Genomic DNA, 15,487 nt, shown 5'->3' on the forward strand with positions numbered 1-15,487 from the left:
GGTTAGGGCGACGCCGGCCGCCCCCGCTGGGCGCCAAGCGGGGGGGGGGCGCGGGGGCCCCCCCCCCCCCCGGGCCCCCCCCGGGGGGGGGGCCCGGCCGGGCGGGGGGGGGCCCCCGCGCCGCCCCGGGGCCCCGCCCCCGCCTCCAGCAGCGCCCGGTCCTGCCCGGTGCCGAGCACCAGGCTGTGGGTGCCGTGCACCACCGTGACCGGGCCCTGGTCCCAGGGCTGGGCCGGCGCGCCGGGCGCCGGGCGCTCCGCGGTGACCCGCCAGGCCCCGCCGGCCGAGGTCAGCTCGACCTCGCGGGCCGAGGTGGCGGGCGCCCCGTCGTACCCGGCGAGCCGGTAGCGCAGCTCGGCGGCGGCCACGGCCCGGTCGCCGTCACGGCGTACGGAGGTGACCTCGTAGCCGAAGGAGTCGAAGGGGATCCCGGCCGGAGGCTGCGGCCACGCGGCCACCGCGCGCCGGACGTCCCGCTCGGCGCCGTCCGCCGGCGCGGGCGCGGAGCACCCCGCCGCCGCGCAGAGGAGCAGCGCCACGAGCGCGCGCAGGAGGACCCGGACCATCCGCCGATCGTACGTCCGTGCGGCCGCGGCGTTGCCGACCGCTGGGCGTCAGGGGCGGGTGACCGACGAGACCGGCATCATGCCCACCGGGTCGTAGCGCACCCGGGCTCCGGGGTACGGCGCGTGCACCACCTGGCCGTTGCCGACGTACATGCCGACGTGGCTGGCGTCCGAGCGGTACGTCACCAGGTCGCCCGGCCGTGCCTCGGAGAGCGGGACCTGGCGGCCCGCGAACCGCTGGGCCTGCGAGGTGCGCGGCAGCGAGACCCCGGCCTGCCGGTAGGACCACACCATCAGCCCGGAGCAGTCGAATCCGGAGGGCCCGGTGGACCCCCAGATGTACGGCCGGCCGATGGCCGCCCGGGCGGCCATCACTGCGGCGGCGGCCCGGCCCGAGGAGGGGCCGAGGGAGGAGAGCTCCGGCAGTCCGTCGGCGCGGCCGCCGGAGCGCGAGGCCCGTTCGAACGCGGCCCGCTCCTCGGTGGGCATCGCGCTCAGCAGCCGCCGGGCGGCGGCGAGCTTGGCGGTGACGGAGCGCTTGTGCCGCGCCACGTCGGAGCGCAGGCCCTCCAGTTCGGCGAGCTTGCCGGAGGCCTCGTGGCGCTGCTGGGCGAGCCGGCGCCGTTCCTCGTGCAGTTCGGCGAGCGCCTGCGTCTGACGGCCGGTCAGCCGGCTGAGGGCGGCGGCCTTGTCGAGGTAGGCGTCGGGGTCCTCGGAGAGCATCAGCGCGACGGCCGGGTCGAGGCCGCCGGAGCGGTACTGGGCCCCGGCGAAGGCGCCGAGCACGCCCCGCATGGTGTTGATGTGGTCCTGGCCGCGGGCGACGGCGTCCTGGATGCGGCGGACCTCCTCGCGCAGCTTCGCGGCCCGCTCCCCCGCCTCGTTGAAGCGTTCGGTGGCCTGTTCGGCCTCCTCGAAGAGCCGGTCGACCTGGGCCCGGACGGTGGAGGCCGGGTCCTGCGGGGCGGCGGGGGCCGCGAGGGCCGGGGTGCCCGTGAGGGCGGCCGCGGCGGCCGCCGCGGCGGCGGTCAGGGCGGTGACCCTGGTGTTCCGGTCGAGGCCGGGGCCCGTGGCCGCGGACCGGCGATGGGACGCCACGTGGAGCCGCTCCCTTCCGCTGCGTGGCCCGGGTCCGCCCCCCGTGGACGGCCTTGTACCGGGCTCCGCGCGGGCCGACAGTAACCGCGCGACCACACACCGGCCAACGACCGCCGCCCGTCCGCGCGACGGGGCGCCCCGCTCAAGGCGCAGGTCACCGGCGCGGGGCGGGGTCGCGGGCGGGCCGCGCAATTCGCCCGGATGGGCGGTGTACGGCGCGCCGCACCGCGTTCAGCGTCAAGAGGGCCGGCCGGGGCCGGCCGGGGTCAGACGCGGACGCCGAACTGGAACGGCATGTTGTTGATCGACTCGTACTTGACGCCGCCGCGCGGGTTGGAGGCGTGCAGCACCGTGCCGTTGCCCGCGTACAGGCCGATGTGGTGCAGGTCCGAGTAGAACAGCACCAGGTCGCCGGGCTGGAGCTCGCTCCGGCCGATCCGCCGGCCGTCGTTGGCCTGGGTGTAGGTGGTGCGCGAGAGGGAGACCCCGGCCTGCTTGTAGGCCCACTGGACCAGCCCCGAGCAGTCGAAGGCGTTGGGGCCCTCGTAGCCGGAGATGTACGCGCTGCCGACCTTGGTCTTGGCGGCGGCGAGCGCGGCGGCGGCGCGGCCGCTGCCCTTCTCGTTGCCGAGGTCGACGCGGTCGCCGTCGGCGCGACTGGCGCGGGCCTCCTCGTCCTTGAGCTGCGCGCGCTCCCCCGCGGTGAGGGTGTTGAGGAGCTTCTGGGCCTCGGCGAGCTTGCCCTGGGAGGTCTTCTTCTTCTCGGCCAGCTCCTTGCGGGTGGCGTCGAGGTCGGCGAGCTTGCCGGAGGCCTCCTGGCGCTGCTGCGCGAGGCTGCGCTGCTTGGCCTGGATCTTCTGGACGGCCTCGACCTGCTTGCCGCTCAACTGGTCCAGCGTGGAGGCCTTCTGGAGGTATTCGTCCGGATCGTCCGCGAGCAGGAGGGCGAGGGAGGGGTCGATCCCGCCGGAACGGTACTGCGCGGTGGCCATCGTGCCGAGCCTGCCGCGGACCTCGTTGAGCTCGGCCTGCCCCCGGGCCACCTGGTCCTGGAGCCGGCTGATCTCCTTCTCCAGCTTCTCCTGGCGCGCCTTGGCCCCGTTGGCCTTCTCGGTGGCCTGCTCGGCCTCCTCGTAGAGCTTCTCCACCTGGGCCTTGACCTCGTCCTTGCCGGGCTTGGCCGGGGCGGCGGAGGCTCCATGGGCGGAGAGCGCGACGGCCGCGGCGGCGGTCGCGGTGAGGACGGTGACGCGCGCGCGGTTCGGCTGCCTGGGTCGACGGTGGGACGCCACGGGGGCGCTCTCCTTCCTCCGGCCGCCGGGGCACACACGGCGGCTCCTCCGCCGGCACCCCTAATGAGTGACCTACCGCACGAAGGTTTGGCCAGACCCTAGTGAGGGCGCCGTGATCACTTCAAACCCTGCGGACAAAAATTCACGCCCCCACCAGCTTCTTTACCTTCAGCGCACACTGCGTGGCGGCCACTTGACCCTACGTTCCGCGCGGCCGCTGCCAATTCGGGCATGACGGCCCTGTGTTACGAGACGCGCGAAAGCCGCTTGAGGAGCAAAGCGGACGCTACGGGCCGCGCCCCCGCCTTGGCCACGCCGTCGGCCACCTCGCGGTCGGTGGAGACCACGACCACCGGACGGCCCGGCGGTTCGGCCCGCACCAGCTGGCGGATCAGCTCGTCCGCCGTCACGCCCGGCTTGGAGAACAGCACCCGTACGCCGCGCGGCGGCGCGAGCAGCACCGGGGCCGCCAGCTCCGCGCCGTCGAAGACGCACGTCATCTCGGCGCCGGTCTGCGCGGCCAGCATCGACAGCCCGCCCAGCAGCCGCAGCCGCTGCTTCTCCAGCGGCATCGTGGGGTAGCCGGTCTTGGTGACGTTGTAGCCGTCGACGACCAGGTGCGCCTGCGGCAGCGCCAGCAGCTGGTCCAGCAGCGCCGGATCGGTCTCCGACAGCGCGCGGTTGGCGATGTCCTTGGGCGTCATCCGGCCCGGCTCCACCGCGTCCACGGTGTCGGCGGGACGGGTCGAGACCGGCGGCAGGGCCAGCTCCCGGCGCAGCCCCTGGGCCGCGTCGAGCACCGTGTCCAGCAGCAGCCGCAGCCGCATGTCCTCGATGCTGCGCCCCTCGCGGGTGGCCCGGCGCGAGGCCTCCAGCGCCGCCTCGGCCTCCGCCAGCCGGGACTTCAGCCGCCGCGACTCGCTCTCGGCGGCGGCGACCTGACCGGCGGCCTCCGCCCGGATGCCGTCGGTCTCCGCGGTGACCTTCCGCAGGGCGGCCTCGCCCCGCTTCACGTCGTTCAAGGCGCTGCGGAGCTTGCGCTGAAGCGATTCCGCTTCCTTGCGCACGGCCTCCAGCTCGGTCCGCAGCTGCTCGCCACCGGTGCGCTGCTGCTCCCGTACGTGGGCCAGCTCCTCGCGCAGCCGCTCCAGCTCGCGCTGGGTCTCCTCGCCCACCCGCTCGGCGTCGGCGCGCTGCGCCTCCTCGCCCGCGGCGGCCACCAGCTTGACCCAGCCGACCGGCCGCAGGACGTACGCGGCGGCCGCCACGTCGAGCGGGTCCGCGGCGGCCGGCGGCGCACCGGTCTCCAGGGCCCCGGCGAGGTCGGGCTGGGCCTCGCGGAGCTTCTCGGCGACGCGCGAACGGAAGACGGCGTCCGTCTCCACGGCGGCGGCCATGGCGTTCCCGGCGAACTTGGCCCGCCGGGTGGGGGTGAACCGGGCGTACTGGCGCAGCTGCGCCGGCAGATCGGCGACGGTCAGCCCGCCGAACGCCTCCGAGACGAGCGCGACGACCCGGCGCCGTACGCCTTCGGGCAGCGGGCGGTCGAGCACCTCGGCGGCGTCGCCGGCCGCGTCGGCAGGCTCAGCGCCGCTTGCTGGCTCCACGATCCGTCACCCCTACCGTCAGCTTCTTACCTTCGGGCGCCGGCTCCGTCAGGAGTCCGCGCCCGGCCTGTCCACGAGTTCGATCCGGTCCACCGCGTCGCACCAGCGGCAGCGCACCGATTCGATGGTCTCATTGACCACCTCGCGCTCCTCGACCTTGGCCTCCCCGGCGAGGTCCAGGTGGACGTACTCGACGACCTTCGACGAGCGGGTGACGTCGAACCGTGTGAGGTTGCCGCACAAGGTGCAGCGCCACCGGGTGGTGGCGGTCGGCAGGGGAACCGTCATCGGCCGTCCTCACTCCTTCGTCGCTCGTTCAATTAAAACCTCGATGGTGTGGCAGCACGTAACCCTACGGCCTGCGGGCATGGCGGGTGGGGCCCCTCCCGGATCCGGGACGGCGGCGAGGCGAGCTGACCGCCTCCGCCCGGTGCGCCATGCTCTGTCCCATGATCGTAAGACCCGCCGGCGTCACCGTGACCCACGTGCTGATCGCCGCCTGCTGCGTGGTCTTCCTCCTCGGACCGGCCTCGGGCCTGAACCCCTCCTACGGGACGGGCGAGCAGCTCCTGGCCTCGGGCACGGCGTACTTCCGCCGCTGGGGGGTGGTCCCGGCCGAGCTCTTCCCCCCGGAGGCGCGGAGCCTGCTCACCCCGCTGACCGCCCTGTTCGTCCACGGCAGCTGGCTGCACCTGCTGGGCAACATGCTCTTCCTCTACGTCTTCGGCACGATGGCGGAGGAGCGGATGGGCCGGACGGTCTTCCTCGGCTTCTACGTGGTCACCGGCTATCTCGCGCTGGTGGCGTACGCGGCCGCGCACGCCGCCTCCCCGGAGACGCTGGTGGGCGCCTCGGGCGCGATCTCGGCGGTGCTCGGCGCCTTCCTCTGCCTCTTCCCGCGCGCCCGGGTGACGACGCTGTTCCCGTTCCTGCTCTTCCTGCCGCTGCGCTTCCCGGCGTGGCTCGTGCTGCTGGCCTGGTTCGCCCTGCAGTGGCTGGCGGCGCACCGCGCGGGCAGCGGGCCGGGCGTGGCGTACCTCGCGCACGTGGTGGGGTTCTCGCTGGGATTCCTGGGGGCGTGGGCGCGCTACCGGCGTACGACTAGAGTGAAGCGACCAGCGACGGCCACCGAGGGAGACAGCCAGCCGTGATCACCGCGATCGTGCTCATCAAGACCAGCGTGGACCGCATCCCCGAGATCGCCGAGTCGATCGCCGCGCTGGACAGCGTCAGTGAGGTCTACTCCGTCACCGGTACGTACGACCTGATCGCCCTCGTGCGCGTGGCCCGCCACGAGAACCTGGCGGACATCATCCCGGGCCGCATCAGCAAGATCCCGGGCGTGGAGGCCACCGACACGCACGTGGCGTTCCGTACGTACTCCCAGCACGACCTGGAAGCGGCGTTCGCGATCGGCCTCGACGCGTAGCCCCTGGCCGGGGAGGGACGGCAGCGGCCCGGCGCCCGGCCGACGGACGGGCCCGGGTCCGCCGTCGCGGCCGTCACAGCGCCGGGAGGCTCTCGCCGGGCAGCGCCGCACGGCCCACTCCCGCACCCGGCCGCGCTCGCGCCGCCAGTCGCGGACCAGCTCTGCCGGCCCCCGGTGCCCACTGCGGCAGCGGCCTGCCGACCGCCTCCCTGAACGTCGGTACCGGATCCCAGTAGGTCATGCGGCGCAGCGTACGCCGAGCGGTGCGAGGGTCCGTCAGGAGACGGGGACGCAGCGGCCCTCCTGCGTGCGGTACTGCCACTTCGCGCCGTCCGTGACCAGTTCCTTCACCGCGCCCACGAACCGCTCCACGTGCTCGTCCGGGGTGCCCGCGCCGAAGCTGACGCGGATGGCGTTCAGGGACCTCCCGTCCGGGGCCGCCTCCGGGGCGCCGCACTCGCCCGGCTCCTGCGGGGCGCCGCCCAGCAGCGTGCGCACCAGGGGGTGGGCGCAGAAGAGGCCGTCGCGGACGCCGATGCCGTACTCGGCGGAGAGCGCGGCGGCGAAGTGCGAGCTGTTCCAGCCGTCCACCACGAAGGAGATGACGCCGACCCGCGGCGCGTCGTCACCGAACAGGGACAGCACGCGGACCTCGGGCACCTCGGCCAGCCCGGCGCGGACCGCGGCGATCAGCCGCTCCTCGCGGGCGACGAGCGAGTCGAAGCCGGCCTCGGTGAGCGCCTTGCAGGCGGAGGCGATGGAGTAGACGCCGATGACGTTGGGCGAACCGGCCTCGTGGCGGGCCGCGGTGGTGTGCCACTCCACGTCGACCCCGCCGTCCGTACGGCGCGAGACCGTGCGCGAGGCACCGCCGCCGGCCAGGTACGGCTCGGCCCGCTGGAGCCAGTCGGCGCGGCCGGCCAGGACGCCGGAGCCGAAGGGCGCGTACAGCTTGTGCCCGGAGAACGCGACCCAGTCCACGTCCAGTTCGGTCACCGAGACCGGGTGGTGCGGGGCGAGCTGGGCGGCGTCCAGGACGATCCGCGCGCCGTGGGCGTGCGCCGCGGCGGCGAGCTCCTTGACGGGCCACAGTTCACCGGTGACATTGCTGGCACCGGTGACACAGACCAGCGCGGGGCCGTACCCCCCTTCCGTTGTCGCGGTGCGGGCGGCCAGCGCCCGCTCCAGGGTCTCGACGGCCTGCGCCGGGGTCCGCGGGGCGTCGAGGCAGGTGACCTGCGCGTCGCCCCACGGCAGCAGGGAGGCGTGGTGCTCGGTCTCGAAGACGAAGACCCGGCAGCCCGCGGGGAGCGCCCGCGCCAGGAGGTTGAGCGAGTCCGTGGTGGACCGGGTGAAGACCACCTGGTCGGTGGAGCGGCAGCCGAGGAACTCGGCGACGGTGGCGCGGCTGGCCTCGAACAGGTCGGTGGACAGCTGCGAGAGGTAGCCGGCCCCCCGGTGCACGCTGCCGTAGTACGGGGCGTAGCCGGCGACGTCGTCCCAGACCCGCTGGAGGGCGGGGGCGCTGGCGGCGTAGTCGAGCGCGGCGTACGTGACCTCGCCCCCGGTGACCAGCGGCACGGTGACGTCCCGGCCGAGGACGGGCAGCGGCTCGGCACAGCCGGTGCCGGCGGTGGCGTGGGTGGCGTGGGTGGCAGCGGACATGGCGGAATCTCCCGGCGGCAGGGCTGAATGGCTTCGACGGATCGCCCGTACGCGGGTACGGCGCGGAGGCCGTCCGGGGTACGGGATGCCTCGGAGCACGGGGGGCGTCGAGCGGGCACGTCCGTACACCGGTGAGTGGGTACGTGGGTACGCCGAAGTGGCCCGGATCCGAGGGGGGAAGAAGGGGCGGGAGCCGCCCTATCGCATTCGCTTGCTCACGGAAAACGCTCCTCGAGAGACCAGGACCCCTGGTGTCGAGGGATCCGCGCTTGCCGCAGGCCTTGCTGCCTGCGACCTGGTCATCACCCGGGGCACCCCGCCACGGAAGGAGGGTTGCCGGACAGCGAGCCGGGGCCTTGACGCTGTCACTCGTGACCTGGTGAGCATCCTGCCATACGCACGCGGAACGGCAAGACCCCGGTCCGCATGCTGGACCGGGGTCACCCGTTTCGAGCCGTCACGCCGTCGGGAGGCTACGCGTTGCTGACGTTCACCCAGCGCTCCAGGGCCGCCCTGGCCGCGCCCGAGTCCACCGACTCGGCCGCCCGCTCGATACCGGCCCGCAGCTGCTCCTCCAGGGTGCCCGGGCCCGGGTCCAGGGCCACCAGGGCCGCCGCCGAGTTCAGCAGCACCGCGTCGCGCACCGGGCCCGTCTCGCCGGCCAGCAGCCGGCGGGCCACGTCCGCGTTGTACGAGGGGTCCCCGCCGGCCAGGGCGGAGACGTCGACCAGGGAGATGCCCACGTCACGCGGGTCGAAGGGCTGCTCGGTGACCTTGCCGTCGCGGACCCACCACACCCGCGAGGTCGCCGTCGTGGTCAGCTCGTCCAGGCCGTCGTCACCGCGGAAGACCAGCGCCGAGGAGCCGCGCTCGGCCAGCACGCCCGCGACGATCGGGGCCATCCGGGGGTCGGCGACACCCGTCGCCTGGGAGCGCACCTTGGCCGGATTCGTCAGCGGGCCCAGGACGTTGAACGTGGTGCGGATGCCCAGCTCCCGGCGGGCGGCCGCCACGTGCCGCAGGGCCGGGTGGAACTTCACGGCGAAGCACATGGTGATGCCGGCTTCCTCGGCGACCGCCACGACCCGCTGGGGGGACAGGTCCAGGTTGACGCCGAGCTTCTCCAGCACGTCCGAGGCCCCGCTCGACGAGGAGGCGGCCCGGTTGCCGTGCTTGACCACCTTGGCACCCGTACCGGCGACCACGACGGCCGACATCGTCGAGATGTTGACGGTCTTGGCGCCGTCGCCGCCGGTGCCGACGATGTCCACCGTCCGGCCCGGCACCTCGATGAGATTGGCGTGTTCGTACATGGTGCGCACGAGGCCGTTGATCTCGTCCACCGTCTCCCCCTTGGCCCGCAGGGCCACCAGGAAACCGGCGATCTGGGCGTCCGTCGCCTCACCGCGCATGATCTTGTCCATCGCCCAGGCCGTGTCGTCCACGGCCAGGTTCCGGCCGGCGAGCAGCGCGTCCAGGAGGCCCGGCCAGGAAGGGGCCGCCACGCTGTCGCCGCCTGCCGGGGTCACAACGTTCATGGTCCGCTCCAGGGTCCACAGATGCCGATGGGAAGGGTCCCAGCCTATCCAGCTCCACGGACGGCGAAGAGCCCCGTCCAGACACTGGACGGGGCTCTTGCCGTGGCGATCAGTTTTCGGCCGGATCAGTCGGCCGGACCGGGCGGCCGGAGATCAGTGGTGGCCGTGGCCGCTCTGGATCTCCTTGTACTCCTCCACCGTGGGCTTCGGAATCTGGTTGCCCTCCGCGTAGAAGCCCTTGCTGAGCTTCGCGCGGAGCTTCTCCATGGCGCCGACCTTGCGCTCGACACCGTTCTCGTCGACCGTCGGGCCGATCTCGAGCGGCTTGTACTGCTCGTGCGCGGTCAGCGTGTGCAGCTGGCCCTGCGGCAGCGGCTCGTGGATCTCGACGAACTCACCGTGCGGCAGACGCTTGATGATGCCGGTCTCGCGACCGTGCAGCACCTTGTCGTGGTCCCGGCGCTGGAGGCCGAGGCAGATCCGCTTGGTGACGATGAACGCGAGGACCGGGACGACGAAGAAGCCGATCCGGACGAACCAGGTGATCGCGTTGATCGAGAGGTGGAAGTACTGCGCGAACATGTCGTTGCCACCGCCGATCAGGAGCACGATGTACTCCGCGATCCAGGCGACACCGAAGGCCGTACGCGTCGGGGCGTTGCGCGGGCGGTCCAGGATGTGGTGCTCGCGCTTGTCGCCGGTGACCCAGGACTCGATGAACGGCCACACCGCGATCGAGCCGAGGACCAGCGGGAAGAGGATCAGCGGGATGAACACGCCGAGCACCAGCGTGTGACCCCAGAGGTTGATCTCCCAGCCGGGCATGGCACGGATGAGGCCTTCCGGCATACCCATGTACCAGTCGGGCTGCGCACCGGTGGACACGTGGTCCGGGCGGTACGGGCCGAGCGCCCAGATCGGGTTGATCGAGGCGATCGCCGAGATGGCCGCGATGACACCGAAGACCAGGAAGAAGAAGCCTCCGGCCTTGGCCATGTAGACCGGCAGCAGCGGCATGCCGACGACGTTGTTGTTCGTGCGGCCGGGGCCCGCGAACTGGGTGTGCTTGTGGTAGAAGACCAGGATCAGGTGGGCCACCAGCAGGCCCATCATGATGCCGGGCAGCAGCAGGATGTGGACCGAGTAGAACCGGGCGACGAAGTCGCCGCCGGGGAACTCGCCGCCGAACAGGAAGAACGACAGGTACGTGCCGACGACCGGCACGGACAGGATCGCGCCCTGCATGAAGCGGACACCGGTGCCCGAGAGCAGGTCGTCCGGCAGGGAGTAACCGGTGAAGCCGGTGAACATGCCGAGGACCAGCAGCAGGAAGCCGAAGATCCAGTTGATCTCGCGCGGCTTGCGGAACGCGCCGGTGAAGAAGACGCGCATCATGTGCACGATCATCGCCGCGACGAAGATCAGGGCCGACCAGTGGTGGATCTGGCGGATCAGCAGACCACCGCGGACGTCGAAGCTGATGTCGAGCGTCGAGGCGAAGGCCTCGGACATCAGCACGCCCTGCATCGGCACGTACGAGCCGTGGTACTCGACCTCGTTCATGCTCGGGTGGAAGAACAGCGTCAGGTACACACCCGTGAGGATGATGATGATGAAGCTGTAGAGGCAGATCTCACCCAGCATGAAGGACCAGTGGTCCGGGAAGATCTTGCGCATGTTGGCCTTGGCGAGGCTGTAGATGCCCAGGCGGCCGTCCGCCCAGTCGGCTACGCGCTCCCCGGCCGGCGCTTTGCGCTTCGTATCGGTGGCAGTGCTCATCCGCGCTCCCAGAATGCAGGACCGACGGGCTCTTCGAAGTCGCCGAGCGCCTCGAGGAAGCCTTCTTGGTTCACGCCGATCCGCAGCTGCGGAAGCGCGTGACCGGCCGGGCCGAAGATGACACGGGCGCCGTCGGAGAGGTCGAAGGTGGACTGGTGGCACGGGCAGAGCACGTGGTGGGTCTGCTGCTCGTACAGGCTGATCGGGCAGCCGACGTGGGTGCAGATCTTGGAGTAGGCCACGATGCCGTCGTGGGACCACTCCAGTTCCTGCTTGTCCTTGATGTTCTCCGGCTGGATACGGACGATCATCAGGGCGGCCTTGGCGATCTGCGTCTGGAAGTCGTGCTGGTGCTCGTCCAGGCCCTCGGGCATGGCGAAGGTCAGCGAACCGACGGCGACGTCCTCGGGACGCAGCGGCTCCATCGTGTTCTGGTTGATGAGCAGCTTGCCCTTGGCCCAGAGGGTCTTGCGCAGCTTCTCCTCGGGCAGCGGGCCCAGGTCGCGCAGCAGCACGACGCCGGCGAGCGGCACCATGGCCAGCGCGCCGAGCATGGTGTTGCGGATCAGCGGGCGACGGCCGATGGCGGACTCCGCCGCACCGTCGGCGAAGTCCTGCAGGACCTTGGCCTTGACCTCCGGCGAAGCGGCGATCGGGTGGCGATCGTCGGCGACCTCGACGTCGGACATCAGGGTGCGGGCCCAGTGGACCGCGCCCGCGCCGATGCAGAAGAGGGCGATGCCCAGCGTCATGCCCAGGGCGAAGTTGAGCGCGCTCACCTTGCCGAGGGGCCAGATGAACACGATCTTGTCGACCGGGATGATCACGTACGCGGCGATGAAGCCGATCGTGGCCAGCATCGACAGCGTGAACAGCATCGCCACGGTGCGCTCGGACCGCTTGGCGGCCCGCTCGTCGATGTCCTGGATGCGCGGCTTGTGGGCCGGCATGCCGGGGTCGGCGAACGGGTCGTCCGCGACGGCTACACCACCGTGGTGCGCGTTGCCCTGCTCGCTCGGCAGGTTCTCTTCGGGAATGTCTTGGCTACTCATGACTTCTTGGCCTTAGCGGTGTGGGCCGCGACCCAGACGGCGACAGCGATCAGCGCACCCAGACCGAAGATCCAGCCGAACAGACCCTCGGAGACGGGGCCGAGGCCACCGAGCTTGAGGCCGCCGGGGTTGACCGACTTCTCGCCGTTCACGTTCTGGAGGTACGCGATGATGTCCTTCTTCTCCTTCTCCGGCATCGTGCTGTCCGGGAAGGAGGGCATGTTCTGCGGGCCGGTGAGCATGGCCTCGTAGATGTGCTTCGGCGAGACGTCCTCGAGGTTCGGGGCGTACTTGCCGTGCGTGAGCGCACCGCCCTCACCGGTGAAGTTGTGGCACTGCGCGCAGTTGTTGCGGAACAGCTCGCCACCCTTGGCGATGTCGGCACCCGCCGGGTCGTACTGCTTGGCGGTCGGCGTGATCGGGCCGGCGCCGAGGGAGGCGATGTACGCGGCCAGCTGGTCGATCTGCGCCTGGGTGTAGATCACGGGCTTCTTCGGCACCTGGGCGCCGGGCTGCTGGGCGGGCATGCGGCCCGTGCTCACCTGGAAGTCGACGGCGGCAGAGCCGACGCCCACCAGGCTCGGGCCGTCAGAGGAACCCTGACCGCCGGTTCCGTGGCAGCTTGCGCAGCCCACGGCGTAGAGCTTCTTGCCCTCCTCGATGGCGAGGGACTGGGCGGTTTCATCGGCCTGCGCCTTGCCCGCGGGCGCGAAGGCGGCGTACAGCCCCCCAGTGGCCGCCAGCGCGAGGAGTAGAACGACGACCGCCGCCAGCGGATGGCGTCGTCGTGCGGAGAGCTTTTTCACGGATTACCCCGGTGTCAGGATCTTCTGCGTCGGTGTTTCTGGATGGTGTGCCGGGCCGTACCCGGCCACGTGTTCGCTACTTGATCAGGTAGATCGTGGCGAAGAGGCCGATCCAGACGACATCGACGAAGTGCCAGTAGTAGGACACGACGATGGCCGACGTGGCCTGTTCGTGGGTGAACCTCTTGGCCGCGTACGTCCGGCCGAGGACCAGCAGGAAGGCGATGAGACCGCCCGTCACGTGCAGTCCGTGGAAGCCGGTGGTCAGGTAGAAGACCGAGCCGTACGGACCGGACGAGAGGCTCATGCCCTCGTGCTTGACCAGCTCGGTGTACTCGAACACCTGGCCGCCAATGAAGATCGCACCCATGACGAACGTGATGATGAACCACGTCCGGAGCTTCTTCACGTCACCGCGCTCGGCGGCGAAGACGCCGAGCTGGCAGGTGAGGGAGGAAAGCACCAGGATCGTCGTGTTCGTCGCCGAGAACGGGAGGTTCAGGGTGTCCGCCTGAGCCGTCCAGTACTCGGAGCCCGTCACCGATCGCAGGGTGAAGTACATCGCGAAGAGGGCCGCGAAGAACATCAGCTCGGAACTCAACCAGATGATGGTTCCGACGCTGACGAGGTTCGGCCTGTTGACCGTCGGGTGCGCGTGCCCGGTATCTACTGTCGTTGCTGTCGCCACGACCGACATTATGTCGGTCGCTTATCCCGCCCTCACCCCGGGGGGTGCCGTTCGGAGTGTCCGAGGGGTGTGCACTGCCCGAACGGCCCATCAGATGGGCTATCGACGTCCGGGCGCGAGGGCGCGCGAACCGATGTTGACAGCGCGTTGGACGGAGTAGCATCCCGCGCAGGATTTCCTGACGCGTGGAGGAAACAATGCGGGCGACTGCAAGGGTTCTGGTCTACAGCGACGACGCGGGGACCCGGGAGCAGGTGCGGCTGGCGTCCGGGCGCAGGCCGGCCGCGGACCTCCCGCCGGTGGAGTTCGTCGAGTGCGCGACGCTCCCGGCCGTGCTCAAGGAACTGGACGCCGGCGGGATCGACCTGTGCGTGCTGGACGGTGAGGCGGTGCCCGCGGGCGGGATGGGCGTGTGCCGGCAGCTGAAGGACGAGATCTTCCGGTGTCCGCCGGTGCTGCTGCTGATCGGGCGCCCGCAGGACGCCTGGCTGGCCACGTGGAGCCGCGCGGACGCGGCGGTGACCCTTCCGGTGGATCCGGTGGAGTTCCCGGACCGGCTGGCGGCCCTGCTGCGCACCAGGCTCTCCGTGGAGGCCTGAGGGCCGCAGGGCCGTCCGGTACGGCCGTTTTACACCTGGGGCCGCAGTCGCGCCTTGTCGATGGGGCTGCGGCCTTCCTGGGTGTCCTTGAGCAGCGCGCTGCCGTCGCGCCAGTCCTTCCAGTCCAGGTTCCAGTCGCCGTACCCGTTGCCGAACGGGTCCATCTCCTCGCCGATACTGTTGATGACCGTGACGAGGTCGCCCTCGGTGATGTTCTCGTAGAACCAGGCGGCGTTGCCGGTGCTCATGCCGGTGCAGCCGTGGCTGACGTTGGCGTAGCCGTGGGAATCGATGGACCACGGGGCGGCGTGCACGTATTCACCACTCCAGGTGACACGGGTGGCGTAGTAGACGGGCAGGTTGTAGTACTCGCTGCCGCCGATGCCGACGGTGTCGCCGCGCATCCGGACGTAGTACTGCTTGCCGAGCACCACCTTGATGCCGTTGCGGGTGGAGAAGCCCGGCTTTCCGGTGGTGATCGGAATGGAATTGATCACTTCTCCGTTGCGCTTGAACGTCATCCAGTGCGACGAGGCGTCGGTGATGACCTCGACCCGGTCGCCGATCTCCAGCTTCAGCGGCTTCGAGGCGGCCCCGTAGACCCCGTTGCCGATCTTGACGCCCTCCAGGTTGCTCCGTACGGAGACGGTGGAGTGGGCGGGCCAGTAGTCCTTGGGGCGGAAGTGCAGCCGGGAGTCGTCCACCCAGTGCCAGGAGCCCTCCACGGGCTTGGGCTTGGCCTCCACCACCAGGGCCCGCTCCACGAGGGCGCGGGAGGCCTTGTCGTGGACGGGCTCGTTGAGCTCGGCGATGAGGGGCTGCCCGACGCCGTACTTGCCCTCCTCCGGGCCGAATTCGACCTGGAGGACCTTGTGGGCCGGTGCGGTGTCGAACGTCATGGTGCGCTGTCCCGGGGCGCCCCGTTGGTCCTCCGTGCTGACGGTGACGGTGTAGCGCACGCCGGCGGACAGGGGCGTGGTGCTGTGCCAGCGGTCGCCCTTGGCCGACAGCTCGCCCGCCAGGCGGCGGCCGTGGGTGTCCACGACGGTGACGTCGGTGATCCGGCCGTCGGCGCCCTTGGAGGTGACTTCCAGCGGCCGGTCGGGGTCGACGGGGCGGCTGCCCGCGGCCTGGTTGAAGGCGACCTGACCGGCCGCGTCGTAGGGGCGCGCGGACAGCGGGTGGTCGCCGGACCCGCCGCACGCGGTGGCGCCGGCCCCGAGGGACGCGACCAGCATGGCGCAGCTGACTACCGTCCAAAGACGCGGTGTGTGGCTCATGGAGCCAACGCTATGAAGGTATGACCATCAGTGCGCGCGGGGTGACTGCAAACGAGGGGCCCGGACTCCTCCGAAGAGGTGTCCGGGC

General features: G+C 71.4%; 15 protein-coding genes and 1 riboswitch. Of the genes, 3 read left to right on the forward strand and 12 right to left on the reverse strand.

Annotation, left to right across the window (positions count from 1 at the left end):
- Window positions 1–2 precede the first annotated feature (2 nt).
- The 5 genes from ACZ6KO_RS09675 to ACZ6KO_RS09695 all read right to left on the reverse strand — a co-directional run bounded on the left by ACZ6KO_RS09675 (window position 3) and on the right by ACZ6KO_RS09695 (window position 4,851).
- The gene (locus tag ACZ6KO_RS09675) at window positions 3–566 is read right to left on the reverse strand and encodes a hypothetical protein (protein WP_469302355.1); all 564 of its coding nucleotides are present in this window, start codon (window positions 564–566) and stop codon (window positions 3–5) included.
- A gap of 48 nt (window positions 567–614) precedes the next feature.
- On the reverse strand, window positions 615–1,664 hold the full coding sequence (locus tag ACZ6KO_RS09680; protein WP_469302357.1) for a C40 family peptidase: 1,050 nt from the start codon (window positions 1,662–1,664) through the stop codon (window positions 615–617).
- A gap of 266 nt (window positions 1,665–1,930) precedes the next feature.
- A complete protein-coding gene (locus ACZ6KO_RS09685) occupies window positions 1,931–2,956 on the reverse strand; it encodes a C40 family peptidase (RefSeq protein WP_469302359.1) in 1,026 nt (341 codons plus the stop codon).
- A gap of 245 nt (window positions 2,957–3,201) precedes the next feature.
- Complete coding sequence (locus ACZ6KO_RS09690) at window positions 3,202–4,566, reverse strand: NYN domain-containing protein (RefSeq protein ID WP_469303817.1); 1,365 nt, start codon at window positions 4,564–4,566, stop codon at window positions 3,202–3,204.
- Between the two features lie 45 nt (window positions 4,567–4,611).
- Window positions 4,612–4,851 carry a hypothetical protein gene (locus ACZ6KO_RS09695; protein ID WP_469302361.1) on the reverse strand — a complete coding sequence of 80 codons (240 nt, stop codon included), beginning with the start codon at window positions 4,849–4,851 and terminating at the stop codon, window positions 4,612–4,614.
- Between the two features lie 161 nt (window positions 4,852–5,012).
- Between ACZ6KO_RS09695 and ACZ6KO_RS09700 the strand changes: the two genes are divergently transcribed.
- Both ACZ6KO_RS09700 and ACZ6KO_RS09705 read left to right on the forward strand, forming a co-directional pair.
- Window positions 5,013–5,714: a rhomboid family intramembrane serine protease gene (locus ACZ6KO_RS09700; RefSeq protein WP_469302363.1), complete on the forward strand. Its 702-nt coding sequence runs from the start codon at window positions 5,013–5,015 to the stop codon at window positions 5,712–5,714.
- Window positions 5,711–5,992, forward strand: coding sequence for an Lrp/AsnC family transcriptional regulator (locus tag ACZ6KO_RS09705; protein WP_008738815.1), 282 nt, complete (start codon window positions 5,711–5,713; stop codon window positions 5,990–5,992). The genes ACZ6KO_RS09700 and ACZ6KO_RS09705 overlap by 4 nt, the downstream gene beginning before the upstream one ends.
- A gap of 276 nt (window positions 5,993–6,268) precedes the next feature.
- Here the strand turns inward: ACZ6KO_RS09705 and ACZ6KO_RS09710 are convergent, their stop codons facing one another.
- The 6 genes from ACZ6KO_RS09710 to ctaE form a co-directional block, all read right to left on the reverse strand.
- Window positions 6,269–7,657 carry an aminotransferase class V-fold PLP-dependent enzyme gene (locus tag ACZ6KO_RS09710; RefSeq protein ID WP_469302372.1) on the reverse strand — a complete coding sequence of 463 codons (1,389 nt, stop codon included), beginning with the start codon at window positions 7,655–7,657 and terminating at the stop codon, window positions 6,269–6,271.
- A 260-nt stretch (window positions 7,658–7,917) separates the two neighbouring features.
- Window positions 7,918–8,034: riboswitch (SAM riboswitch) on the reverse strand.
- A 96-nt stretch (window positions 8,035–8,130) separates the two neighbouring features.
- Window positions 8,131–9,195 carry an anthranilate phosphoribosyltransferase gene (gene trpD, locus ACZ6KO_RS09715; RefSeq protein WP_469302375.1) on the reverse strand — a complete coding sequence of 355 codons (1,065 nt, stop codon included), beginning with the start codon at window positions 9,193–9,195 and terminating at the stop codon, window positions 8,131–8,133.
- 153 nt (window positions 9,196–9,348) lie between these two features.
- Window positions 9,349–10,974, reverse strand: a complete 1,626-nt coding sequence (gene qcrB / locus ACZ6KO_RS09720; protein ID WP_469302379.1) for a cytochrome bc1 complex cytochrome b subunit — start codon at window positions 10,972–10,974, stop codon at window positions 9,349–9,351.
- Window positions 10,971–12,026, reverse strand: coding sequence for a cytochrome bc1 complex Rieske iron-sulfur subunit (qcrA, locus tag ACZ6KO_RS09725; protein ID WP_469302382.1), 1,056 nt, complete (start codon window positions 12,024–12,026; stop codon window positions 10,971–10,973). The genes qcrB and qcrA overlap by 4 nt, the downstream gene beginning before the upstream one ends.
- Complete coding sequence (gene qcrC, locus ACZ6KO_RS09730) at window positions 12,023–12,832, reverse strand: cytochrome bc1 complex diheme cytochrome c subunit (protein ID WP_469302384.1); 810 nt, start codon at window positions 12,830–12,832, stop codon at window positions 12,023–12,025. The genes qcrA and qcrC overlap by 4 nt, the downstream gene beginning before the upstream one ends.
- Before the next feature lie 76 nt (window positions 12,833–12,908).
- A complete protein-coding gene (gene ctaE / locus ACZ6KO_RS09735) occupies window positions 12,909–13,529 on the reverse strand; it encodes an aa3-type cytochrome oxidase subunit III (protein ID WP_469302386.1) in 621 nt (206 codons plus the stop codon).
- A gap of 188 nt (window positions 13,530–13,717) precedes the next feature.
- On the opposite strand from ctaE, the gene ACZ6KO_RS09740 reads away from it, so the two are divergent.
- Complete coding sequence (locus ACZ6KO_RS09740; protein WP_401447890.1) at window positions 13,718–14,119, forward strand: response regulator transcription factor; 402 nt, start codon at window positions 13,718–13,720, stop codon at window positions 14,117–14,119.
- A gap of 29 nt (window positions 14,120–14,148) precedes the next feature.
- Here ACZ6KO_RS09740 and ACZ6KO_RS09745 read toward each other — a convergent pair whose 3' ends face one another.
- On the reverse strand, window positions 14,149–15,399 hold the full coding sequence (locus tag ACZ6KO_RS09745) for a L,D-transpeptidase (protein ID WP_469302388.1): 1,251 nt from the start codon (window positions 15,397–15,399) through the stop codon (window positions 14,149–14,151).
- Window positions 15,400–15,487 lie beyond the last annotated feature (88 nt).

Source organism: Streptomyces sp. NPDC042102 (assembly GCF_055582305.1).